Genomic DNA, 24,274 nt, shown 5'->3' on the forward strand with positions numbered 1-24,274 from the left:
CAGCCCGGCCTGAAATCAAAAAGAGGTTTAGGGTTCGCTTTGCTTGCGGTTGACCTTGGCCATCGGCATCGGTACCAGCTTGCCCATGGGTTGGCGCAGCTCCTGTCGCACCGGCCGCAGCCCGACCACGATCTTGCGCGCCACCAATAGATAGAAGCCGCCACCCGCGAGTTGCCAGGTACCCGCTCGGCGTTCCCAGCCGGCCAGGCGGCCCTGCCACTTGGCCGTCGCCAGCGGCGGACGATAGCACCCGAAGCGACGTTTCTCCAGCGCGAAGCCCAGCAGGTTCAGCCAGTCCCCCACCCGCGACGGCGAGATGCAGCGCGCCTGGCGCAGGCCGTCATGGGCGAACACACGGCGCAGGCCCCAACTGCTCCAGGGGTTGATACCGACAATCAGCAAATGGCCACCAGGGCGCACGCTGCTGGCGGCTTCGCGCAGCAGACCATGGGGCGACAGGCAGAAATCCAGGCCATGCTGCAACACCACCACATCGGCGGCGTGTTCGCTCAAGGGCCAGGCCTGTTCCTCGCAGACGATCTCCACCCCTGGCAACGGCGCACCCAGGCGTACATTGCGCTGCACCTGCGGCGCCGAGGGCGGGGTTTCGGCCGAGGGCCCGTAATGCACCAGGTAGCCGCCAAAGAACCGGCCCAGCTCGTCTTCGAGCATGCGCCGTTCTTCATCCAGCAGAAATTGCCCAATCGGCCCGGACAACCATTCGCGGGCCGCGCTGATCAGGGCCAGCCACTCAGGATCGGCCTGGGCGAACGCTTTATCGGTCATTGCATTCTCCAACTCGCCAAGACGTTCTAAGATGCACCAATGTGTTCAGCTTGGCGAATCAAACAATGATACAGATCAGTGCCCTGCCCGCCTTTACCGATAACTACATATGGTTGCTGCAAGACCATCGCAGCCATCGTTGCGCGGTGATCGACCCAGGTGACGCCACGCCGGTCCTGGCCTGGCTGGAGAACCACCCCGAGTGGGTGCTCAGTGACATTCTGGTCACCCATCACCACCACGATCATGTCGGCGGCGTCGAACAACTCAAGCGTGTGTGGGGCGCGACGGTCTATGGCCCGGCCAATGAGAACATCCCGGCACGAGACATCGGCCTGGCCGATAACGACCGCATCACCGTGCTGGGCTGGGAGCTTGAGGTGTTCGCCGTGCCCGGCCATACCCTGGGCCATATCGCGTTTTATCGCCATGGCCTGTTGTTCTGTGGCGACACCTTGTTCGCGGCCGGTTGCGGCCGGCTGTTCGAAGGCACGCCACACCAGATGTACACCTCCCTGGAACGCCTCGCGGCACTGCCTGACGATACGCTGATCTACTGCACCCACGAGTACACACAAAGTAACCTCAGATTCGCCCAGGCGGTGGAACCGGACAACCTCGACATCGCTGAACGCGTGGGAAAAGTCGCCCAACTGCGCGCCCACGGTAAAATGACGCTGCCGTCCAACTTGGCGCTGGAAAAGCTCACTAACCCTTTCCTACGTACCGCTGAAACATCCGTTAAACAAAAAGCGGACGAACGGAATGGCCGCGACAACCGCTCTGGGGCCGAGGTGTTTGCTAGCTTGAGGGCTTGGAAAGATACGTTCTAACAGGATGCAATCTGATACGTAATTTCTGAATGGTTGACCGGAACCAAAGCGCTTTCTAGAATCGCCCGACATTTTTGCCCGGAACTTACTTCCAGCCAATGTCGTCATCTATTCGTAAATCCATTTCTTCAGACGCATTGACCCGCCTGGCTCAAGCCGTGGCGGTGGCTGTTTCCGCAACTCTGGCGGGCTGCCAATCGACCCATTACGCTGCACAATCCACCGTGCAACCCAAACCCAATCTTGCTGCCAAGATCAAGCAAAAACCTATTTGGCTATCAGAGAAGCCTAGCCCCGAAGTGCCCCAGGATGTCTGGGAACGCATGCGTCGGGGCTTTCAATTGCAGGACGGTGCAGGCGTCAACCCGCGCATCGAGCAACAGCGCCTGTGGTTCGCCAGCAACCCGTCCTTCCTGGAGAATGCCGGGGAACGCGGCAGCCTCTACATTCATTACATTGTCGAACGCCTTGAAGAACGCAACATGCCCCTGGAGCTGGCGCTGCTGCCAGTGATTGAAAGTGCCTACAACCCCATGGCCTATTCGCGCAGCGATGCGGTCGGCTTGTGGCAGTTCATTCCCTCCACCGGCCGCTACTTCAACCTGCGCCAGACCCGCGCCTACGACGGCCGCCGCGACATCACCGCCTCCACCACCGCCGCCCTCGACTACCTCACGCGCCTGCATGACATGTTCAACGGCGACTGGCTGCTGGCCCTGGCGGCCTATAACGCCGGCGAAGGCACGGTGAGCCGTGCGATCGAGCGCAACGAAAAGCTCGGCCTGCCCACCGATTACTGGAACCTGCCCCTGCCCCAGGAAACCAAGGACTATGTGCCCAAGTTCCTGGCCTTGTCCCAGGTGGTGCTGGCGCCGGAGGCCTATGGCGTCAACCTGAACCCGATTGCCAACACGCCGTACTTCGAAGTGGTTGAAGTCAAGCAAAGCATGGACCTGTCACGGGTTGCCGCGCTGGCCGAGATCGACGAAGACGAACTGTTCCAGCTCAACCCGGCCTTGAAACAACGCACCACCCTCGACGGCCCCCAGCATTTGCTGGTACCGACTTCCAAGGCACAACTGCTGACCAGTACCCTTTCGACGATGAAGCCGGAAGAATTGCTGAGTATGCGCCCTAGAAAACCGGTGTTCGACGAAGTCGAGACCAAGGCGGTTGCCGGGCGTACCCGCAGCTACAAGGTGCGCAGTGGCGACAACCTCACGTTGATCGCCAAGGCCAACAAGGTCGATGTGCATGACCTGCAGCGCTGGAACCAGCTCAACGGCCAGGCACTCAAGGTCGGCCAGACCCTGGTGATGCAGGACACCCGCAAGGCCGCCGTGAAAAAACCGGTGCAGTACAAGGTCAAGAAAGGCGACTCGCTGTACATGGTCGCCAAGCGCTTCAACGTCGAGATGCAACATCTCAAGCGTTGGAACCCACGCACCGGCCAGGCGTTGAAGCCAGGGCAGATGCTGGTAGTTTCCGGGCCAAGATAAAGGCCTCAAGAACACCGGGAGGCTAATGTGGGAGGGGGCTTGCTCCCGATAGCGGTGGGTCAGTCAGCCTATGTATTGGCTGACAGGCCGCTATCGGGAGCAAGTCGAGTCGTCGCACCGCCCCTCCCACATTGGATCGCCATCGCTCCAACTGGCTTTTTCCAGCCGGAACAAGCTGTTACTGTACCGATCATAAAGCCCAAGCCGCCTGGATCGGATCTCTGACTTGAAGCGTCCTCTCCTTCTACTAATAAGTCTTGCCTTGAGCTTTGCTGCGAACGCGGCGATTACCGAGAGCCACGGTTACGCGCAGTTCGGCTCACTCAAGTACCCGGCCAAATTCACCCATTACGATTGGGTAAACCCTGCAGCGCCCAAAGGCGGGACATTGCGGGTCATGGCATTTGGCACCTTCGACACCCTCAATCCCTACACCTTCAAGGGCACCAGCCCGGTTTCCACCGCCAACTTCCTGCAATACGGCGTCAATGAGCTGAACGAACCCTTGATGGTCGGCACCGGCCAATACGCGCCGTCCGGCGACGAACCCACCTCCAGCTACGGGCTGATTGCCCAATCAGTGGAATACAGCGAGGACCGCAGTTGGGTGGTGTTCAACCTGCGCCCCGAGGCACGCTTTCACGACGGCAAGCCGATCACTGCCAATGACGTGGCGTTTTCCTATCGCACCCTGCTGACAGATGGTCACCCGCAATACCGCACCAACCTGCAGGAAGTGGCCCGGGTCGATATCCTCAACCGCCACCGCATTCGCTTTGTATTCAAGCGCGCCGGCAACCCGTTGTTGATCCTGCGCCTGGGCGAGTTGCCGGTGCTGCCCCAGCATTACTGGAAGAACCGCGACTTCAAGGCCACCACCTTCGAACCGCCGTTGGGCAGCGGGCCGTACCGCATCACCAAGGTCGCCCCTGGCCGGCAGTTGGTGTTTGAACGGGTCAAGGATTACTGGGGCAAGGACCTGCCGGTCAACCAGGGTTTCTACAACTACGACAAGGTCGAAGTGGAGTTCTATCGCGACAGCGACGTGGCCTTTGAAGCGTTCAAGGCAGGCGAATTCGACATTTATATCGAGCACCAGGCCAAGAACTGGGCCACCGGCTACAACTTCCCGGCGGTCAATCGCGGCGATGTGATCAAGGCACAGATTGCCCACCAGATTCCCACCCAGAGCCAGGGTTTGTTCATGAACACCCGTCGCCCGGCCTTCAGCCAGGCCAAGGTGCGCGAAGCCCTGGGGTTGATGTTCGATTTTGAATGGACCAACCGCACCCTGTTCAGCAGCGCCTATAAACGCTCCGTGAGCTATTACCCCAACAGCGAATTCTCGGCCAGCGGCCTGCCGACCGGGCATGAGTGGTTGATGCTTTCCCCCTACCGCGACCAACTGCCGGCGGCCCTGTTCACCCAAGCATTCAGCCTGCCGCAAACCGATGGTCGCGGCATCCCCCGCGACACCCTGCGCCGCGCACTGGCCCTGCTCGGTGAGGCCGGCTGGAAACTGTCGGGGCAGCGCCTGCTCGACAAGGACGGGCAACCGCTGCGCCTGGAGATCCTGCTGGTCAACCCGAACCTTGAGCGCATCCTGCAACCTTATGTCGAAAATCTGAGCCATATCGGTATCGATGCGCGCTTGCGCACCGTCGACCGTGCACAGTACAAACAGCGCCTCGATCAATTCGATTTCGACATGATTCTGATGACCCTCAACCAGACCCTCAGCCCCGGTCTTGAGCAGTGGCAATACTTCCACTCCAGCCAGGCGGCGATCAAGGGCAGCAAGAATTACGCCGGCATCGCCAACCCAGTGGTCGATCACCTGCTGGATCAACTGCTGGCGGCGCAGACCCGCGAAGAACAACTGGCCGCCGGCCGTGCCCTGGACCGTGTGCTGCTGTGGCAGCACTACAGCATTCCCAACTGGTACCTCAACTATCATCGCCTGGCGTACCGCAACCGGTTCGCCTTCGTCACCACGCCGCCCTATAGCCTGGGCTTGAGCGCGTGGTGGCTGAAAGCTTCGGAGAAAGCCCAATGATGTCTTTGCGTACTGCTTTGCTCGCCAGCCTGTTGCTGTGCACCGCGGCGCAAGCCGCCCCGCAACATGCGCTGACCCTCTACAACGAGCCGCCCAAATACCCCGCCGACTTCAAGCATTTCGACTACGTCAACCCCGACGCCCCCAAGGGCGGCACCTTCCGTGAATCGGCCATGGGCGGCTTCGATAGCCTCAACCCTTACATCAGCAAGGGCGTGCCGGCGGACAACCTGCCGCTGATCTACGACACCCTGGCCATGCAGAGCCTGGATGAACCCATCACCGAATACGGCCTGGTGGCCGGCAAAATCGAAAAAGCCCCGGACAACAGTTGGGTGCGTTTCTACCTGCGCCCCGAAGCGCGCTTCCACGATGGCCACCCGATCCGCGCCGAAGACGTGGTGTTCACCTTCCAGACCCTGATCAAGGACGGCACGCCGCTCTATCGCACCTACTACGCCGACGTCGATGAGGTGGTGGCCGAAGACCCGCTGCGCGTGCTGTTCAAGTTCAAGCGCACCAACAACCGTGAATTGCCGCTGATTCTCGGGCAGTTGCCGGTACTGCCCAAGCACTGGTGGGCGAGCCGCGACTTTTCCAAGGGCAACCTGGAAATCCCCCTGGGCAGCGGGCCGTACCAGGTGGCTGAGGTCAAGCCCGGACGCATGATTCGCTACGAGCGGGTCAAGGACTATTGGGCCAAGGACCTGCCGGTGACCAAGGGGTTCTACAATTTCGATACCCGCATCACCGATTACTACCGCGACAGCACCGTATCCCTCGAAGCCTTGAAGGCTGGGCAGTTCGACTACTGGCTGGAATTCAGCGCGAAGAACTGGGCCAATGCCTACAACATTCCGGCAGTGACCCAGGGCCGCCTGATCAAGGAAGAAATCCCCAACGGCAACCCCACCGGCATGCAGGGCTTTGTGTTCAACACGCGCAAGCCGATGTTCCAGGACGTGCGCGTGCGCAAGGCCATCAGCCTGTTGCTGGATTTCGAATGGAGCAACAAGCAGTTATTCAATGGCGCCTACACCCGTACCCGCAGTTACTTCGAAAACTCGGAAATGGCCGCCACCGGCTTGCCTGGGCCGGATGAACTGGCGATCCTCGAGCCGCTGCGTGACAAGATCCCTGCCGAAGTCTTCACCCAGGCGTTCGAACCGTCCCGCACCGACGGCAGCGGCATGATCCGCACCCAGCAGCGCGAAGCCTACCAACTGCTGCAGGAGGCTGGCTGGAAGATCGTCGACGACAAGATGGTCGACACCACCGGCAAGCCAGTGACCATCGAGTTCCTGCTGGCCCAGACCGAGTTCGAGCGCATCCTGCTGCCGTTCAAGCGCAACCTGGCGGACCTGGGCATCGACCTGGTGATTCGTCGGGTGGATGTCTCACAGTTCATCAATCGCCTGCGCTCGCGGGACTTCGACATGTTGGTGGGCAGCTTTCCGCAATCCACTTCACCCGGTAACGAGCAGCGCGAATTCTGGAAATCCTCCAGCGCCGACAAGCCCGGCAGCCGCAACTACATGGGCCTCAAGGACCCGGCCGTCGACCAGTTGGTGGAAGAGCTGATCGACGCCGGCTCGCGCCAGAGCCTGATTGCCCACGCCCGGGCGCTGGACCGCGTACTCCAGTTTGGTTACTACGTGATCCCCAACTGGCACATCAAGACCTTCCGCGTGGCGTACTGGGACCACTTGGGCCACCCCAAGGTCTCGCCCCGCTACGACGTGGGCACGGCCACCTGGTGGGCCAAGCCCGACGTCAAACCGGCGGTCTCCCTGGACACCACGCAAAACGCCGATACGGCGAGCGGAGGCGATTAAATGCTGGCCTATATAGTTCGCCGCCTGTTGCTGATCATCCCCACGCTGTTCGGGATCCTGCTGATCAACTTCGTCATCATCCAGGCCGCCCCCGGTGGCCCGGTGGAGCAGATGATCGCCAAGCTCGAAGGCTTCGACGGCGCCACCAGCCGCATCGCCGGTGGCGGGGCCGAGGTCGCGGTGGCCGGTTCCAGCTACCGTGGTGCCCAAGGCCTGGACCCGGCGTTGATCAAGGAAATCGAAAAGATGTACGGCTTCGACAAATCGGCGCCGGAACGCTTGTGGATCATGGTCAAGAATTACGCCCAGCTGGATTTCGGCGACAGTTTTTTCCGTGACGCCAAGGTCATCGACTTGATCAAGGAGAAGATGCCGGTGTCCATCTCCCTCGGGTTATGGAGCACCCTGATCATGTACCTGGTGTCGATCCCCCTGGGGATCGCCAAGGCCACGCGCCACGGTAGCCACTTCGATGTATGGACCAGCTCGGCCATCATCGTCGGCTATGCGATCCCCGCGTTCCTGTTTGCGATCCTGCTGATCGTGGTGTTTGCCGGTGGCAGTTACCTGGACTGGTTCCCCCTGCGCGGGCTGACCTCCAACAACTTCGACGAGTTGAGCTGGAGCGGCAAGATCCTCGATTACTTCTGGCACCTGGCCCTGCCCGTCACCGCACTGGTGATCGGTAACTTCGCGACCATGACCCTGCTGACCAAGAACAGTTTTCTCGACGAAATCAACAAACAGTATGTGGTCACCGCCAAGGCCAAGGGCCTGACCAACCGCCGCGTGCTCTACGGCCATGTGTTCCGCAACGCCATGCTGCTGGTGATTGCCGGTTTCCCTTCGGCCTTCATCGGCATCTTCTTTACCGGCTCGTTGCTGGTGGAGGTGATCTTCTCCCTCGACGGCCTGGGCCTGATGAGCTTTGAAGCGGCGATCAACCGCGACTACCCGGTGGTGTTCGGCACGCTGTTTATCTTCACCTTGCTGGGGCTGGTCGTGAAATTGATCGGTGACCTCACCTATACCCTGGTCGATCCGCGTATCGACTTTGCCAGCCGGGAGCATTGAGATGAACCTGTCCCCCCTCAATCGCCGCCGGATCGAGCGCTTCAAGGCCAACAAGCGTGGCTGGTGGTCGCTGTGGCTGTTCCTGATCCTGTTCCTGCTGAGCCTGGGCGCCGAGCTGATTGCCAACGACAAACCCCTGGCCGTGCACTTCGACGGTGACTGGTACTTCCCGGCGCTCAAGCGCTACCCGGAGACCACCTTCGGCGGCGAATTCCCCCTGGAAGCCAACTACAAGAGCCCGTACATCCAGGAGCTGCTCAAGGCCAAGGACGCCTGGACCTTGTGGGCGCCGATCCCATTCAGCTACCAGAGCATCAACTACGACCTGAAGGTACCCGCCCCCGCGCCGCCCTCGAGCGTCAACCTGCTGGGCACCGATGACCAGGGCCGTGACGTGCTGGCGCGGGTGATCTATGGCTTTCGCGTATCGGTGCTGTTTGCCCTGACCCTGACCGTGCTCAGTTCAATCATCGGCGTGATCGCCGGCGCCTTGCAGGGTTTCTATGGCGGCTGGGTCGACCTGGCCGGGCAGCGCTTCCTGGAGATCTGGTCCGGCCTGCCGGTGCTCTACCTGCTGATCATCCTCGCCAGCTTCGTACAGCCCAACTTCTGGTGGCTGCTGGGGATCATGCTGCTGTTCTCCTGGATGAGCCTGGTGGATGTGGTGCGTGCCGAGTTCCTGCGCGGGCGCAACCTCGAATACGTGCGGGCGGCGCGGGCGCTGGGCATGCAGAACGGTGCGATCATGTTCCGCCATATCCTGCCCAATGCGATGGTCTCGACCATGACCTTCCTGCCGTTCATCCTCACCGGCGCCATCGGCACCCTCACCGCCCTGGATTTTCTCGGCTTTGGCCTGCCGGCGGGCTCGCCGTCGCTGGGTGAACTGGTGGCCCAGGGCAAATCCAACCTGCAAGCGCCGTGGTTGGGCATGAGTGCCTTTGCGGTGTTGGCGATCATGTTGAGTTTGCTGGTGTTTATCGGCGAGTCCGCTCGCGATGCGTTCGACCCGAGGAAATGAGATGAATCAGGACAATCTGATCGAAATCCGCGACCTCAGCGTCGAGTTCGCCACCGGTGAGCATCACCACCGCGTGGTCAACCAGGTGAGTTTTGACATCAGGCGCGGCGAAACCCTGGCGCTGGTGGGCGAAAGCGGCTCCGGTAAATCGGTGACGGCCCACTCGATCCTGCGGTTGCTGCCCTACCCGTTGGCACGGCACCCGTCCGGCACTATCGAATATGCCGGGCAGGACCTGCTGACGCTCAAAGAGAAGACCCTGCGGCATATTCGCGGCAACCGCATTGCGATGATCTTCCAGGAGCCGATGACCTCGTTGAACCCGCTGCACTCCATCGAGAAACAGATCAACGAAGTGCTCGGCCTGCACAAAGGCCTCACCGGCAAGCTCGCCACCCTGCGCACCCTGGAACTGCTGGAGCTGGTGGGCATCCCCGAACCGCACAAACGCCTCAAGGCATTGCCCCACGAACTGTCCGGCGGCCAGCGCCAGCGAGTGATGATCGCCATGGCATTGGCCAACGAGCCGGAGTTGCTGATTGCCGATGAGCCGACCACAGCCCTGGATGTCACCGTGCAGTTGAAGATCCTGGAACTGCTCAAGGAGTTACAGGCTCGGCTGGGCATGGCGCTGCTGCTGATCAGCCACGACCTCAACCTGGTGCGGCGCATTGCCCATCGTGTGTGTGTGATGCAGCAAGGCTGCATCGTCGAGCAGGCCGATTGCGAGACGCTATTCCAGTCGCCCCAGCATCCCTACACCCAGGAATTGCTGGCGGCGGAGCCCAGTGGTGGGCCGGCCAGCAACGTGGTGGGGCCACCCTTGCTGGAGGTGGATGACCTGAAAGTCTGGTTCCCGATCAAGAAAGGCTTTTTGCGCAACACCGTGGATTACGTCAAGGCCGTGGACGGCATCAACTTCAGCCTGCCGCAAGGGCAGACCCTGGGCATAGTGGGTGAAAGCGGCTCGGGCAAATCCACCCTGGGCCTAGCGATTCTGCGCTTGATCGGCAGCAAAGGCGGGATTCGCTTCGAAGGCCAGCAACTGGACAAGCTTACCCAGCAACAGGTGCGCCCGTTGCGCCGGGAAATGCAGGTAGTGTTCCAGGACCCGTTCGGCAGCCTGAGCCCGCGTATGAGCGTCAGCGAAATCGTCGGCGAAGGCCTGCGCATCCACAAGATGGGCACGCCTGCCGAGCAGGAAGCGGCGATCATCGCGGCACTCAAGGAAGTCGGCCTGGACCCCGAATCCCGCCATCGTTACCCCCACGAATTCTCCGGCGGCCAACGCCAACGTATCGCCATCGCCCGCGCCTTGGTGCTCAAGCCGCGCCTGATTCTGCTGGACGAACCCACCTCGGCTCTTGACCGCACGGTACAACGCCAGGTGGTGGAATTGCTGCGCGGCTTGCAGGCCAAGTACAACTTGACCTACCTGTTTATCAGCCACGACCTGGCGGTGGTGAAGGCGCTGAGTCACCAGTTGATGGTGGTCAAGCAAGGCCAGGTAGTGGAACAAGGTGATGCGCGAGGTATTTTTGCTGACCCGCAGCATGCTTATACCCGGCAGTTGCTAAAGGCAGCTTTTCTAGTACCTGCGTGACGGAATCCGGGGCGAAATGTGGGAGCGGGCTTGCTCGCGAAGGCGTCGGTCCAGCAAACATTGATGTTGGCTGACCCACCGCTTTCGCGAGCAAGCCCGCTCCCACAGGGGTACGCGCGCGCAGCATCGATCAGGTCGGCTGTCAGGCCGCCATCGGGGGCAAGCCCCCTCCCAGCTTGAATGGTGCACAGCCAAGTCCCCCAATAGCAAACCAATATCATTTGCGCACATCGCCACCCTTTGCTTTAATCGCGACCAATTCTTATTTACGCCAATTCTTTTGCGCTGGATGGATATTGTGTCGACCTCCTTCACCCACCTCTACGGCACCCACCACGGCTGGCTGCTCGGCCTGTTGCGCCGACGCCTGAACGACCGCTGGGATGCCGCCGACCTGGCCCACGACACCTTCATCCGTATCCTTAACCGCCCGCTCACCGAGGCCGACCACGTGGGCCAGCGCTCGTACCTGGCCACCATCGCGCGGGGTTTGTGCATCGACCATTGGCGCCGTCGCCAACTGGAAAAAGCCTGGCTGGACAGCCTCGCGCAGCGCCCGCAAACCACCCAGCCGTCACCGGAACAGCGCGCCATCATCGTCGAGACGCTCTACGAAGTAGACGCCATGCTGGCGCGCCTGCCCAGCAAGGTCCGTGAAGCCTTCCTGCTCGCGCAACTGCATGGCCTGCCGTACAAACAGATCGCCACGCAAGTCGGCGTGGGCGAACGCATGGTCAAGAAATACATGGCCCAGGCCCTGCTGCACTGCGCGATCCTTGAAGCCGAGCTCGACGGGATGCTGGTGCAATGAGCTCACCCGGCAAACTCAGCCACGCCAGCCTGGAACAGGCTGCGCAGTGGTACGTACGCCTGCAGGATCAGGGCAGCGCCCAGGAGCAACAGCGTTGGCAGGCGTGGATGGCGCAGAACCCCGAGCATCTGGCGGCCTGGCAATACGTGGAGCGGGTCAGCCAGCGCTTTACCCCCCTGATGGAACAAGCCCATGGCGCCAGTCGTGCGCTGCGCAGTTCGCGGCGCCAGACCCTCAAGACCCTGCTGGTGCTGTGTGCCGGTTCAACGCTGGCATGGGGCACCTGGCGTAACACCGGCCTGCCCCGACTGGTGGGCGGCTGGAGCGCCGATTACGCCACCACCCGTGGCGAAACCCGTGATGCACTGCTGGCCGATGGCAGCCATATCTGGCTGAACGCACTGAGCGCACTGGATGTGCGTTTCGATAAGGCACAACGCTTGCTGCGCCTGCGTTTTGGCGAAGTGCTGATCGACACGGCCAAGGACGCCAGCCGTCCATTCCTGATAGACACCGACTACGGGCGCATGCAGGCGCTGGGCACCCGCTTCAGCGTGCTGCAAAGCGATGATCACACCCAGCTCAACGTGTTCGAGGGCCGGGTAAAAGTGCATACCGTCAATGATCAGGTACGCATCATCGAGGCAGGCCAGCAGGTGTCGTTCTCCCGCGCGGGCTTCAATGCAACGGCCAGCGCATCCCCGGCCCGCGAAGCCTGGAGCCGTGGTGTGCTGCTCGCCGACAACCTGCCTCTGGGCCAACTGATCGCCGAACTCAACCGTTATCGTCCCGGCCATTTGGGCTGTGATCCGGCGGTGGCGCAGTTGCCGGTGATGGGCTCATTCCCGCTTAAAGACAGCGACCACGCCCTGCATCTGTTGCAAGCCGCACTGCCGATCCGGGTCGAGCGGTTGATGCCGTGGTGGGTCAGCGTCAGTGCGCGGTAAAAAACTTACAACAGTCAGTTCCCTTTTCCACAACTCGTTCGGTTAACCCAGCAGACGTTTTCAATTCGCCGTTCGATTTGATCCCAAGGGACACCTTCATGCCGCAACCTGCTCGCTTTGCGCTGCGCCCATTGGCGCTGGCCACCTCGCTGTTTTGCCTCGGCGCACCGACGGTGCACGCCGCACAATCGCCGTCGACCCAGGAAGCCGCCCGCAGCTATCGCATCGCCGGCGGTTCGCTGGTCAGTGTGTTGAACAGTTTTGCCGAGCAATCCGGGATCTTTATCGCTGGCCACAACAGTCTGGCGGCCGGCAAAACCAGCCCTGGCCTCAGTGGCAGCTACACCCCGGCCGTCGGTTTGCAGCAGTTGTTGCAGGGCAGCGGTTTGCAGGCTGTGCCCCAAGGCAACAACAGTTACGTGCTGGAGCCGGTCCCGGCCAACACCGGCGCGCTGGAACTGGGCGCCACGACGATCTCCGGCCAGGCATTGGGCGCCACCACCGAAGATACCCAGTCCTACACCACAGGCTCCATGGCCTCGGCCACCGGCTTGCCGCTGTCGATGCGCGAGACCCCGCAATCGGTCACGGTGATCACCCGCCAGCAAATGGATGACCAGGGCTCCACCAGCATCGCTGATACTCTGCGCCGCGCCCCCGGCGTCAGCGTGCAGAACTACGACAGCGAGCGCTGGGAGTTCTCCAGCCGTGGCCTGCCGATCACCAACTTCCAGTACGACGGCGTCAACTCCACCTACGACGGCGTATATGACTACGGCACCACCAGCACCGACATGGCGGTGTACGACCATGTGGAAATCATCAAGGGCTCGGCCGGTCTGCTCAGCGGCTCCGGCGACCCATCGGCCACGGTCAACCTGATCCGCAAAAAACCGACCAAGGATTTCAAGGCCTCGGTCACCCAGACCTTCGGCTCCTGGGACAACTACCGCACCGAGGGCGATATCTCCGGCCCGCTGACCGAATCGGGTAATGTGCGCGGGCGTTTTGTCGGCGTCTACCAGGACCGCCAGTCGTACCTGGACCACTACCAGAACACCAAGGACATCGCCTACGGCATCCTCGAAGCGGACCTCACTCCCGACACCCTGCTGACCTTCGGCATCGACCAGCAAGACACCCGCTCCCGTGGCGCCAGCTGGACTGGTTTCCCGATGTACTTCAGCAATGGCTCGCGCACGAACTTCTCGCGCTCGTTCAACCCGGCTGCCGACTGGAGCCGCCGCGACTTCCAGAACCAGACCCTGTTCGCCTCGGTGCAACAGCAACTGGCCAATGACTGGTCGCTCAAAGTCAGCCTTGACCGCAAGCGCAGCCAGCACGACACCCTGCTCGGTTCTGCCAGCGGCGGCAACCCGGACCCGGTCAGCGGCGACGGCATGTATATGTTCATGGGCAAGTACAAGGGCGACCAGGTGCAGAACACCCTGGACGTCAACCTCAGCGGGCCATTCAGCCTGTTCGGCCGCGAGCACGAGTTGATCATGGGCTTTATGGCCACCCGTTCGAAGCAGGACGTACCGGTGTACGGCTCGATCTACCCGCCGGTGGGCGGCAGTATCTTTGACTGGCACGGCGAATACGCCAAACCGGATATACCGCGCAGCGGCCAGAACGACATCGTGCAACGCCAGACCGGCGCCTACCTGGCCACGCGCTTGAAACCCACGGACGACCTGTCGGTGATCCTCGGGACTCGCGTGAGCACTTTCAGTGGTACCGATACCACCGATTTCTACGACCCGACCAAGACCGACAACCGCACCACCTATCGCCAGAGCGGCGTGGTCACGCCCTATGCCGGCATCGTCTACGACCTCAATGACACGTGGTCGGTATACACCAGCTACACCCAGATCTACCGTCCGCAAAACAGCAAGGACGCCGACCGCAAACTGCTCGATCCGATTGAAGGCGACACCTATGAAGCCGGCCTCAAGGCAGCGTTTTACGACGGTCGCCTGAACGCCAGTTTTGCCGCGTTCCGTATCGAGCAGGACAATGTCGCCGAGTACGTTTCAGGCTTTGAAACCGACTCGGTATATCGCCCGATAGCCGGCGCCACCACCAAGGGCTTCGAGGCCGAGCTGTCCGGTGAAGTGCTGGACGGCTGGAATATCTCTGCCGGCTACACCTACCAGCACACCCGCGATGCCAATAACGGCTACGTGTACAGCTCGGTACTGCAAACCACCACACCGCAGCAGGTGGTGCGCCTGTTCAGCTCCTATCGCCTGCCCGGCGCCCTGCAAAACCTCACCGTGGGCGGCGGCGTGAACTGGCAGAGCGAATTCTTCGGCAACGTGTTCCGGCCAGACCCGAACGACTCGGTCAACTTCGGCCACACCTCACGCATAACCCAGGACAGCTACTACCTGGTGGACGTGATGGCGCGCTATCGCTTCAACGAGCACCTGAGCACCACCTTGAATGTGAAGAACCTGTTCGACAAAAAGTACTACACCGGCCTTGGCAACTTCGGCACCGGTTTTTATGGCGAGCCGCGCAGCCTGCAACTGGCGACCAAGTGGGACTTCTAGGCTGACGGCCCTGGCGGTGTGTGCAATGATCGCCCCTTGATCTCTCAAGGGATGAAGCTACCGCCATGGCGCTGAACACTACTGCCCTCCCCGAGCACGCGCCGCGCTTCTGGCGTGACGAACGCTTGCCGTTCATCGAAGCGCGCACCATCGCTGACGGGCGCAAGGTCACTTACACCCGGCACGCCCATGAGCATTTTTCCATCGGCGCGATCACCACCGGGTGCAGCTATTACCACTACGGCACTCAGACCTTCGAGATCAGCGCCGGCACGGTGGTGCTGATGAACCCGGGCGATGTGCATGCGTGCAACCCTATCCATGACCAGCCCTGGTCCTATCACATGCTGTACCTCGACACGCCGTGGCTGACCGACCTGCAGTACCAGCTGGGTTTCAGCACCGACCAGGGTTACCGGCCATTCGATACGCCCCATACCCGCGACACGGCGCTGTACCAAGGCTTGCTTGAACTGTACCGGACACTGTTGGACGAACAGGCCGAACTGCTGCAAAAACAGAGCGCGCTGGTGAGTTACTTCACTGAGGTGCAGCAGCGCCTCAACCCTTCGTTGACAGCGGTGCGTGAGGTCAACCACAAGCTGGAGCGCGCCGCCGAGTACATCCGCGCCCACTGCACCGAAGCCTTGAAACTGGAAGACATCTGCCAGGCGGCCGAGCTGTCGCCGTCTTATCTGATCCGCGCGTTCAAGCAGTATTACGGGTTGACGCCCCACGCGTTCATGGTCAACCGGCGCATCCAGTTTGCCCGCAGGCAACTGCGCAACGGCGCGCTGATTGCCGATGTAGCCCTGGCCGCAGGCTTTGCAGACCAGGCGCATTTCCAGCGCACCTTTAAACAGCACTTCGCCGCCACACCGGGGCAGTACCGCGAGAACCTCAAGCCATCAGCAGATAACCCACACTGGCCACCAGCAACGCGGCCATTGAGCGGTTGAACACGCGCACTCCCTGCGGGTTGTTCAAGTAGCGGCGCAAAAACGTCCCCGCATACGCCCAGCACGCCACCGACAGGTAGCAGATCACCAGGTAAAGCGCCGCGAACAGCCATACCTGCGTAGCGTCACCATCAGCCACAAACAAGCCCATCCCCGCCACACAGGCCAGCCAGGCTTTCGGGTTAAGCCACTGCATGATCGCGCCGTACAGCATCGACGGCGCGGTTGCCGTGCCATCGGCGTCCAGCCGGCCATCGTCCACCGCCAGTTTCCAGGCCATGTACAGCAGGAAAGCCACCCCGCCCCACTGGATCAACTGGGTCAGGATCGGCCAGCGCACCAACACCTCATGCAACCCCAAGCCGATCAGCACCAACAACAAGGTGAAACCAACAGCGGCGCCGAACACATGTTTCTGGCTGGCGGCAAAGCCGAAGCGCGCACCGGAACTCAAGGCGACCACATTCACAGGGCCCGGCGTGATGGAGGTAGCCAGGGCGAAAGCGGCCATGGAAATGATCAAGCTCATTGCAGTCCCTTCTTGTTATGGCGAAAACAGGTGACATAACGGTAAAGGCTGAAACCCTGCTGGTATTGAACAAAATGCCCCTGCGAAGCATTTGTGGTGATTGTGTAACGGCAGGATTTTGGCCCCGCAATCTCGGTTAATGTAGGCGCCCTTTTCACCTCGACTCGCTCTCAATGTTTACCCTCAAGCACCTGCTCATACTGCTGCCCCTGATCATCATCTCCCAGTCTGTCCACGCCCAGTCCGGCACTGTGCAATGGCAACCTTGCACCAACAGCCAGTTCGACAACTGGTTTGAAGATGAACCACCAGAGGCGCTGTTATGCAGCTATGTCGACGCGCCGTTGACATATTCGGTCGACGCCAAGGCGGATAAGGTACGACTGGCGCTGACCCGCTTACCCGCTACCGGCGTCAAAAAGGGCAGCGTGGTGGTGATCAGCGGTGGTCCCGGACTGCCGGGGATCAATCCTTTCATGTCCGATGACGACACCGTCGCGAAGCTGACGCAGTCCTACGACATTGTCGGATACGACCCGCGAGGCGTTGGGCAGTCAACACCAAAGATTTCCTGTGGAGTGCCCGGACGGGAGCGACCGGTTATCGATGAACACGACATCAGCGCGTCAGAGGCCCAGGCCCGCAAGACCCTGGCCGCCTGTATCAAACACACGGGTTTAGAGACCTTGAAGCACATGGGTAGCGACGATGCGGTCAATGACCTCAATGTGATCCGGGCTGCGCTGGGCGAACCCGTTTTAACTGCAGTGGCGTACTCATACGGCACCCAAATCGCTGCGCTGTATGCCGAGCGGTTTCCACAGCAGACCCGTGCGCTGGTGCTGGACGGTGTCGTGGACCTTTCGGAAGACGACTTCACCCAGCAATTGAATCAGGCGCGCGGCTATCAGCAGACCTTCCAGCGGTTTGCTGCATTCTGTGCAAAACACCCTGACTGCCCTTTACCCGGCGATGAGGCCGGGGCTGTCGAGGCGTTTCATGGAATTTTACGTCAGGTGTATGCCACTGCCCTGATCACAACAGACGGGGATCAAGTGACCGCCGATGACGTGTTGCTCAGCACTCAATCGCTGTTGCTGTGGTCTGACCGCTGGCCCGAGCTGATTGCCTTGTTGCATAAGGTCAATGCCGGGATTGCCGATGAGCAGGTCGCCGGGTTGATTGACGAAAATGCCGGTGAAGAGGCCGATGATGCCCTGAGCGTAATTTCCTGTGCGGATACCGCGGCGCCTGGAAGCGATACTCAGCTATTGCGCCAGCAGCGACAGGCCATTCGAGCGGCCTCGCCCTTCACCAATTACCTCAAGGTGCAGGCGTCGGGCCTGGAACTGTGCGACCTGTGGCCGGTGCGTGGAACACTTGAAGCCCACGTTCCGGTGGCCGCACCGAGCCTGCCGCCGTTGCTGTTGGTGGGCCAGCGATTCGACCCAACCACGCCCTGGGTTAACGCTCGACAGATGGCAACCTGGTTTAAAAGCCCACTGATCACCCGAGAGGGCGACGGTCACACCCTGGTACTCAACGGTATCGACCGCTGTGTGGACGAAGCCGTAGTGGCCTATCTGCTGGCACCTCGTGAGATCAGAGCTGACAAGACCTGCCGTTGAGATCAACGCTGCGCAGGAATGCGAATATCGCCACCACGGCACTGGCTTTTCACACTGCGCGGGCAACCGGCAAAAGCCAAGTCCTTGGTCAGGCACACGCGCACTTCCGACAGCACTTTGCCCTTGCAGATCACCGCCAACCCGTGGTTGCCCATGCGCGGGTTACTCTCGCGAAACAACGCCTCAATCTCACTGGCCGGCAATGACGGCGGTGTGTTGAACGGCTGCAACTGCTGCGGGATAGCAACCACGCCCAGCGCTGCATCGGTCTTGTCCAGGTACTCCAACGGTTCAAGCCCGCTGCAGGTGCCATGCTTGGCCCACTCATGCTTGAGCAGTGCACGGGTAGGGAACAGCGCCGCGCCCTTGTCCATTTCTTCGTCGGTCAAGCGCGACTGCGGCGCACAGGACGCCGGCCACCCTCCCCGTGCGTACTGCGGCCATAAACCGTGCAGCACAAACCCATAGCCCTTGCCCGAGCACTGTTCGTTGCCCGGGTGCGTCAGGCAGAACGTCGGCGACCACGACAGCGACAGCACGTAAAAATCAAATTCCCCCGGCTGCCCTTGGTTGCGCGGCGCCGCAGTTGAAACTGTGGCGATCAGCAGCCACAACACCATCCAGTATTTCATCCCCGTATTCCTTTGAAAAAATGAAGCACCACGCTATCGGGACGACTAGGGATGATGGGAATAACGTTTTAAAACCTTGTCCAGGATGATATCGGTCTTCAACGCCTCGATCGCCAGCGACGGATGCTCGGTGTCCCCGCGAATATGCGCGTTCATGCCCAGTACGTGGTGCCACTGGATATGGGTATGGCACGGTATTTCCAACACCTCGGTGGTTTCACCGTCAAGGCGTATTGCCTGGTCTTCGAACACCGAAAACTGGATGCGCCCTCGGCTGCCGATCAGTTCGACACGGTCTTCGCGACGATCCGCCACAAAGTTCCAACAACCCATGCCCAATGCGCCGCTGGCGAATGTCCAGCAAGCCGTCACCGCATCTTCCGCTGCATATCGTCCGGCCTGTCGCGCAGAAAAACCTGAGACCTCGACAATATCTCCGGCCAGGTATTGGAACAGGTCAAACCCATGGCTGGCCAGGTCGGCAAAGTACCCACCACCGGCAATCGCCGGGTCGGTGCGCCAATTGGCGGCGTTGGTGTCGGCCGCAGCAGCGGGTTTGCACAGGGTCCAGGTCAGGTGGCGCAACTCGCCGATACGACCTTCCTGCAACCAGGTGCGCACCTGCTGGAAGCGCGGCAACGAGCGCCGGTAGTAGGAGACAAACAGGTGCAACCCGGCGCGCTCGAAGGTGCGCTGCATCAAGGCACTCTGCTCGGCATTCAGCGACATGGGCTTTTCGACGCAGCAATGTTTGCCCGCCGCCGCCACCATCAAGCTGTACTCAAGGTGGCTGTCGGGCGGTGTGGCGATGTAGACCGCGTCCACTTCCGGGTCGTTGATCAATGCCTGGGCGTCGGTATAGAAACGGGCTATGCCATGGCGTGCCGCATAATCACGCACCGCGTCGATACGCCGCCCCATCACGGCCACCAATGCCGAACCTGGCGCTTTGTAGAAAGCCGGTCCACTCTTCAACTCAGTGACACTGCCACAGCCGATCATGCCCCAGCGTATGGTCTTCATTGAATGTCCTCGTTCGTATTCATCAATCGGGCAGTATCCACATACACACCCCAGCACGCCATAAGCACTTAGCATGGCAATTGCATTACACTTTTGTGACATTCGTTTCGCTGTGGGAGGTATAGGCATTGAAGATACGTGCAACGGTCATTTGCGCACACGAAGAGCATATTCTCTTTGTACGCAAAGCCCGGTCCAAATGGGCGTTACCGGGGGGCAAGGTAGAGCCCGACGAGCGCCCAATTGGCGCGGCGGAGCGCGAGTTGGAAGAGGAAACCGGATTAAACGTAGATGGCTTGCTCTATCTTCAAGAGCTGAAGGCCCGCGACACCCTGCACCATGTGTTCGAGGCCTCGGTGGTCAATATCGAAGAGGCACGGCCATGCAACGAGATTGTCGATTGCCAGTGGCACGCCTACGGTGCCCTGGATGAGCTGGACACTACCGACGCCACCCGGCACATCGTCAAAGCCTTCCTGCGTCGCCTCTGACGCTGTGCGCAACAACTAACCTACCGCTGCAAACCCACGGCGCCCGGCCCTGATCTCGGTGCGCAACTCACCGATCAGATTGGAGATGGCACGGATGCTGTCCAGGCCTTGGGGCGATACCCGGGTCAGCAGCACCTCGACACGACCAGTCGCCGGCTCGAACACGCTGATGCGTAATGAGCCATCGCTGTTGAGGCTGCACTCACACGCAAGCGGCAGAAAGCCGGAGGCCATGATGCGATTGAATTCGGTGATGGAAATCATGCTCAGCCCCCTTCCCTGGGATCTACCTGATTGAAGTGATGCAAGCAAGCATAGATAAGGTTTTGCCGGACACTGAACAATTAATGCAAAAGTGTTAGCCAGCACTCATTTTTCCGAGACGTGGGCAGCCCTGGAATTGAACCCCGGGGCAAATCGCAGGCAAAAAAAATCCCAAGTAGCTGATGGAAACTTGGGATTTAAAAATGCATAAACCGTGGGAGGTGAACGCCCGGCTATAGTAACGACTGCCAAAACGCCTAACAAGATTATTTGAATCCTTTCGTCGGATTAAAAACTTCGTAAGTCATTCAATAACCACATATTTTTTAAGGTGACAAACCATACAAGTGCCACTTTTTGGTGCAAGTAGTGATGATATTCCTGGAATAACCCACTTATAGAAAAGGGTTATTAATCAAAGCGGCGTCGCACTCTTGAATAACTGATCGCGCAGTTGCTGGCACGTTTCGCGAAACTCTTCGTTACTGAACTTTGCCGTACCAGCGGCCCGTTCCATATGACGACACAGCGCCAGGCGTTCGACGGCCTCTTCACGCTGGCGGTCGACCTTGGCGTTGAGTTGAACGAAATAGAATCCCAATAGCACCGCCACGCACAGCACTCCAGCCGCAAGATAGCGCAGGCTGCTGGGCGCTGGCGCGTTCATGGCGTTACCGCGCCCGGCCCTTTTCATAGCGAACGTCGTCGCCGTCGACCCGGCCCGCGATGGACCAGCCCAGGCGTTGATAGAACCCGTTGGCACGGACCTGCTCACGCCCGTCAGTGACCAGGTACACCCTCTCGTGGCGTTCAAACAATGCGGCCTCGGCCACCGCCATCAACCGGCGCCCGAGGCCAAGGTTCTCATGGGTGGGCAGTACGAACATCGCGAACACCTCGCCTTCAGCCAGGTCGATCATGGAAAACCCGACCGCTTGGCCGTCTACTTCCGCGACCCAGGCACAAGGCGCGGTGTTCAGTGTATCGACCAGTACCTGCGGGGTGATTCCCAGGTCGGCCATCTGTTCAAGGCTCAGATGGTTTTGCACCACCGAGGTGCGAATCACGCATAGCGTATCGACGTCTTCGGCTGTCGCCGCACGAATAAGCACTTGCATACCGACCTCCATGAAGAAGTGCGCAATTGTATGCAAATACTGACATAGGGTTTGTCGTGGATTTGTAAGCGCCGGTGCGCGACCTGGGTTATTTACGCGCCACTTTATAGTGCAGGCAATCCTGATAAAAGCTCTTGCGAATCGCCTCCGGCTTGAGCCTGGAACGGCTGTCATAGGTCTGCTCGGTAATGCCCATGGCCATCATGCGCATCCACGATTTACTGAACTTGATGCTCTGGATCTTCTGCCGAGCGGCATACAGCGACACCCCCGACAACTTGAGCTCCTGGGCCCTGGCGGCCGTGCCCGCGCCCCAACTGCACATGTACTTGTCGCCCTCGCGCAACTCCCGAGCCTGCACGGCAGCCGCGCCGCCGGCCAGGGAGCAGGCAATCAGCATCATTCCAACAGTGCGCATTTGCATCCCACCTAACCACCTGAAAATAAAAGCGATTTTGGCGAGGATTTTGTTACAAAGGGGCCATTAAATTGCCTTACTGCGCAATCTTTGAGGCGGCAGCCGCAGGTGTCGCGCGGAAGGTGATGCCGAGTCGGTTAAAGGCGTTCATCAAGGCGATGCCATAGGTGAGGTCGGCCAGTTCCTTGTCGGTGAACTCCGCGCCAGCCGCTGCGTAGTCCGCATCGGAGACGTCGCAGTGGGTCACGGCTTCGGCGAAAGCCAGGGCGATACGTTCACGGGCAGTGAACACCTCCCGGGCCTCATGCCACACCGGCACCAGCACCAGTTTGTCCACGGCCAGGCCCTGTTTGAGCAGGTCCCGCGAGTGCATGTCGATACAAAAAGCGCAGCCGTTGATTTGCGAGACCCGCAGGTACACCAGGTCGATCAGCAGCTTGGGCAAACCGCAGTTGTGCAGATAGGTGTAGACACCGCCAAAGGCTTTATAACCTTCCGGGGAGGCGTGGATGTAGTCGAGGCGAGCGGTCATGGCAGATCCTGTAGCAGTTGAGGTGAGACGCCATCTTGCGATGTTATGGCTCACCTCTGAAGAGCCAAGAATCGGCGGCAAGCCTGGGCCATGATGGTCTACGTATTTAATCGGTTATTGGTGCTTTGGCTTGAGACAACCACCGCGTAGGCTCACATCAGCCGCACTTGGAGAGCCGCCGCCGATGCCCACCTCATTGCCCCCACTGGACCCCACCACCGCCGAGCCGATCTATCGCCAGCTCTACTGGCGCTTTCGCAATGCCATTGCCGAAGGCTTGCTCAAGCCCGGCGAACGCGTACCAGCGGCGCGGGCCCTCGCCCAGGAGTTGGGGTTGGCCCGCGGCACCATTGAGAGTGCCTACTCATTGTTGACCGCCGAGGGCTACCTGGAAGCTCGTGGCCAGGCAGGTACGGTGGTCGCACAGGGCATCAAGGGCACTTTGCCTACGCGCGCCGTGGTGCCGCCTTACAACGCCGTGCGACAACAGGCAGCGATATTACCGTTCCAGATGGGCCTGCCAGCCCTGGACGCATTCCCGCGCAAGCTCTGGTCAAAAATCGCCGCCCGCTGCGTGCGCGCCACCCAATTCGCCGACATGGCCACCCCCCCGGTCTATGGCCTGGCCTCTCTACGTTCGGCCATCGCCAGCCACCTGCAAGTGGCCCGGGGCATCGACTGTTCGCCCGAACAGATATTCATCACCTCAGGCTATCGCAACACCCTGGGCCTGATCACCCATGCCCTGCTCACCCCGGGCGACCAGGTGCTGGTGGAAGACCCGGGCTATCCGCCGACTCGCCCGCTGCTGGAATACCTGCACATCAAGCCGGTGCCGGTACCGGTGGATCTGGACGGCCTGTGCCTGCCACCCACCAGCAACGCCCGTGCGGTGGTGGTTACGCCCGCCCACCAAAGCCCGCTGTGCGTGTCCCTGTCACTGCCGCGCCGTCTGGCCCTGCTCGACTGGGCCAAGCGCCAGCAAGCCTGGATCATCGAAGACGACTACGACGGCGAATACCGCTACGCCAGCCGCCCCCTGCCCGCCCTCAAGAGCCTGGACAGTGAAGGCCGCGTACTCTACGCCGGTACTTTCAGCAAAGTGCTGTTCCCCGGCATGCGCCTGGCCTACCTGGTGGTGCCCGCCGCCCAAGTCAGCCGCTTCGAGCAGGTCAGCCAGACCTTCCTCGGTAACTGTCCGGAATTGACCCAGGCCATCGTCGCCAGTTTTATCGCCGAGGGCCATTTCGCCCGGCATATACAACGGATGCGCAAGCTCTATGGCGAGCGGCGCGAGGCCACGGCCAAGGGCTTGCGCAGCGTGTTGGGCACGCATATTTCGATAGATGCACAGCCAGGCGGCATGCATTTGATCCTGAGGCTCAAGCCGCCGATGTCCGACCGCTTACTCGTGGACAGACTCGCCAGCGTGGGCATTTACGCTGAAGCGTTGAGTGACTGGAGTAACACGCAAGCGAGCGGTCCCGGCTTGCTGCTCGGGTTTGCCAATATCGACTCGCAAGCTAACGCAGAAGCGCTCGGGCAGCGCATCCTGGAATGCCTTATTACCTAGTGGCCCAGCGTTTTTTGGCGCGGGTCAAGCCGGCCAACCGCGACAAAACCATGACGTGGCGAGGAAGCTTGCTCCCTCGCC

General features: G+C 60.6%; 23 protein-coding genes. 14 read left to right on the top strand and 9 right to left on the bottom strand.

Annotated elements, in window-relative coordinates:
* Positions 1 to 27: 27 nt before the first annotated feature.
* Positions 28 to 786, bottom strand: coding sequence for a class I SAM-dependent methyltransferase (locus JFT66_RS23860; RefSeq protein ID WP_034119362.1), 759 nt, complete (start codon positions 784 to 786; stop codon positions 28 to 30).
* 65 nt (positions 787 to 851) lie between these two features.
* Here JFT66_RS23860 and gloB point away from each other — a divergent pair, with 65 nt between their 5' ends.
* The 11 genes from gloB (at position 852) to JFT66_RS23915 (ending at position 15,985) form a co-directional block, all read left to right on the top strand.
* Positions 852 to 1,619 carry a hydroxyacylglutathione hydrolase gene (gloB, locus tag JFT66_RS23865; RefSeq protein WP_198860308.1) on the top strand — a complete coding sequence of 256 codons (768 nt, stop codon included), beginning with the start codon at positions 852 to 854 and terminating at the stop codon, positions 1,617 to 1,619.
* A 98-nt stretch (positions 1,620 to 1,717) separates the two neighbouring features.
* On the top strand, positions 1,718 to 3,118 hold the full coding sequence (locus tag JFT66_RS23870) for a transglycosylase SLT domain-containing protein (protein WP_034119364.1): 1,401 nt from the start codon (positions 1,718 to 1,720) through the stop codon (positions 3,116 to 3,118).
* 226 nt (positions 3,119 to 3,344) lie between these two features.
* On the top strand, positions 3,345 to 5,174 hold the full coding sequence (locus tag JFT66_RS23875) for an extracellular solute-binding protein (RefSeq protein WP_034119365.1): 1,830 nt from the start codon (positions 3,345 to 3,347) through the stop codon (positions 5,172 to 5,174).
* A complete protein-coding gene (locus JFT66_RS23880; RefSeq protein WP_153838302.1) occupies positions 5,171 to 7,009 on the top strand; it encodes an extracellular solute-binding protein in 1,839 nt (612 codons plus the stop codon). Before JFT66_RS23875 ends, JFT66_RS23880 begins: the two co-directional genes overlap by 4 nt.
* Entirely contained in the window at positions 7,010 to 8,083 is a 1,074-nt protein-coding gene (locus JFT66_RS23885; protein WP_153838303.1) for a microcin C ABC transporter permease YejB, read from the top strand.
* A 1-nt stretch (position 8,084) separates the two neighbouring features.
* Complete coding sequence (locus tag JFT66_RS23890) at positions 8,085 to 9,104, top strand: ABC transporter permease (protein WP_198860309.1); 1,020 nt, start codon at positions 8,085 to 8,087, stop codon at positions 9,102 to 9,104.
* Position 9,105: 1 nt separating this feature from the next.
* Complete coding sequence (locus JFT66_RS23895; RefSeq protein ID WP_198860310.1) at positions 9,106 to 10,707, top strand: ABC transporter ATP-binding protein; 1,602 nt, start codon at positions 9,106 to 9,108, stop codon at positions 10,705 to 10,707.
* A 289-nt stretch (positions 10,708 to 10,996) separates the two neighbouring features.
* Complete coding sequence (locus JFT66_RS23900) at positions 10,997 to 11,518, top strand: sigma-70 family RNA polymerase sigma factor (protein WP_034119370.1); 522 nt, start codon at positions 10,997 to 10,999, stop codon at positions 11,516 to 11,518.
* Positions 11,515 to 12,465, top strand: a complete 951-nt coding sequence (locus JFT66_RS23905; protein ID WP_198860311.1) for a FecR domain-containing protein — start codon at positions 11,515 to 11,517, stop codon at positions 12,463 to 12,465. The genes JFT66_RS23900 and JFT66_RS23905 overlap by 4 nt, the downstream gene beginning before the upstream one ends.
* A 98-nt stretch (positions 12,466 to 12,563) precedes the next feature.
* On the top strand, positions 12,564 to 15,026 hold the full coding sequence (locus JFT66_RS23910) for a TonB-dependent siderophore receptor (RefSeq protein WP_198860312.1): 2,463 nt from the start codon (positions 12,564 to 12,566) through the stop codon (positions 15,024 to 15,026).
* 65 nt (positions 15,027 to 15,091) lie between these two features.
* Positions 15,092 to 15,985, top strand: a complete 894-nt coding sequence (locus tag JFT66_RS23915; RefSeq protein WP_198860313.1) for an AraC family transcriptional regulator — start codon at positions 15,092 to 15,094, stop codon at positions 15,983 to 15,985.
* On the opposite strand, the gene JFT66_RS23920 is transcribed toward JFT66_RS23915, so the two are convergent.
* Positions 15,927 to 16,514, bottom strand: a complete 588-nt coding sequence (locus tag JFT66_RS23920) for a LysE family translocator (RefSeq protein ID WP_034119374.1) — start codon at positions 16,512 to 16,514, stop codon at positions 15,927 to 15,929. The genes JFT66_RS23915 and JFT66_RS23920 overlap by 59 nt on opposite strands.
* A 173-nt stretch (positions 16,515 to 16,687) precedes the next feature.
* Here JFT66_RS23920 and JFT66_RS23925 point away from each other — a divergent pair, with 173 nt between their 5' ends.
* The gene (locus JFT66_RS23925; protein WP_034119375.1) at positions 16,688 to 18,142 is read left to right on the top strand and encodes an alpha/beta hydrolase; all 1,455 of its coding nucleotides are present in this window, start codon (positions 16,688 to 16,690) and stop codon (positions 18,140 to 18,142) included.
* A gap of 2 nt (positions 18,143 to 18,144) precedes the next feature.
* Here JFT66_RS23925 and JFT66_RS23930 read toward each other — a convergent pair whose 3' ends face one another.
* Positions 18,145 to 18,774, bottom strand: a complete 630-nt coding sequence (locus tag JFT66_RS23930) for a ribonuclease T2 family protein (protein ID WP_034119376.1) — start codon at positions 18,772 to 18,774, stop codon at positions 18,145 to 18,147.
* 45 nt (positions 18,775 to 18,819) lie between these two features.
* Positions 18,820 to 19,797, bottom strand: coding sequence for a Gfo/Idh/MocA family protein (locus JFT66_RS23935; protein WP_034119377.1), 978 nt, complete (start codon positions 19,795 to 19,797; stop codon positions 18,820 to 18,822).
* A 128-nt stretch (positions 19,798 to 19,925) separates the two neighbouring features.
* Between JFT66_RS23935 and JFT66_RS23940 the strand changes: the two genes are divergently transcribed.
* The gene (locus JFT66_RS23940) at positions 19,926 to 20,288 is read left to right on the top strand and encodes an NUDIX hydrolase (protein ID WP_034119378.1); all 363 of its coding nucleotides are present in this window, start codon (positions 19,926 to 19,928) and stop codon (positions 20,286 to 20,288) included.
* Between the two features lie 15 nt (positions 20,289 to 20,303).
* On the opposite strand, the gene JFT66_RS23945 is transcribed toward JFT66_RS23940, so the two are convergent.
* From JFT66_RS23945 to JFT66_RS23965, 5 genes are all read right to left on the bottom strand, one after another.
* Positions 20,304 to 20,552 carry a DUF1652 domain-containing protein gene (locus JFT66_RS23945; RefSeq protein WP_034119379.1) on the bottom strand — a complete coding sequence of 83 codons (249 nt, stop codon included), beginning with the start codon at positions 20,550 to 20,552 and terminating at the stop codon, positions 20,304 to 20,306.
* A 415-nt stretch (positions 20,553 to 20,967) separates the two neighbouring features.
* Positions 20,968 to 21,219, bottom strand: coding sequence for a hypothetical protein (locus JFT66_RS23950; protein WP_198860314.1), 252 nt, complete (start codon positions 21,217 to 21,219; stop codon positions 20,968 to 20,970).
* Positions 21,220 to 21,223: 4 nt separating this feature from the next.
* Positions 21,224 to 21,670 (bottom strand): GNAT family N-acetyltransferase, encoded by a 447-nt coding sequence (locus JFT66_RS23955; protein WP_034119381.1) that lies wholly within the window; start codon positions 21,668 to 21,670, stop codon positions 21,224 to 21,226.
* Positions 21,671 to 21,758: 88 nt separating this feature from the next.
* Entirely contained in the window at positions 21,759 to 22,088 is a 330-nt protein-coding gene (locus tag JFT66_RS23960; protein WP_034119462.1) for a hypothetical protein, read from the bottom strand.
* 76 nt (positions 22,089 to 22,164) lie between these two features.
* A complete protein-coding gene (locus JFT66_RS23965) occupies positions 22,165 to 22,620 on the bottom strand; it encodes a carboxymuconolactone decarboxylase family protein (RefSeq protein WP_034119382.1) in 456 nt (151 codons plus the stop codon).
* Positions 22,621 to 22,804: 184 nt separating this feature from the next.
* On the opposite strand from JFT66_RS23965, the gene pdxR reads away from it, so the two are divergent.
* Positions 22,805 to 24,193 (top strand): MocR-like pyridoxine biosynthesis transcription factor PdxR, encoded by a 1,389-nt coding sequence (gene pdxR, locus JFT66_RS23970; RefSeq protein ID WP_198860315.1) that lies wholly within the window; start codon positions 22,805 to 22,807, stop codon positions 24,191 to 24,193.
* Positions 24,194 to 24,274 lie beyond the last annotated feature (81 nt).

This window comes from Pseudomonas sp. MF6755, from assembly GCF_016405635.1.
In the GTDB taxonomy this organism is placed as follows: domain Bacteria; phylum Pseudomonadota; class Gammaproteobacteria; order Pseudomonadales; family Pseudomonadaceae; genus Aquipseudomonas; species Aquipseudomonas haemolytica.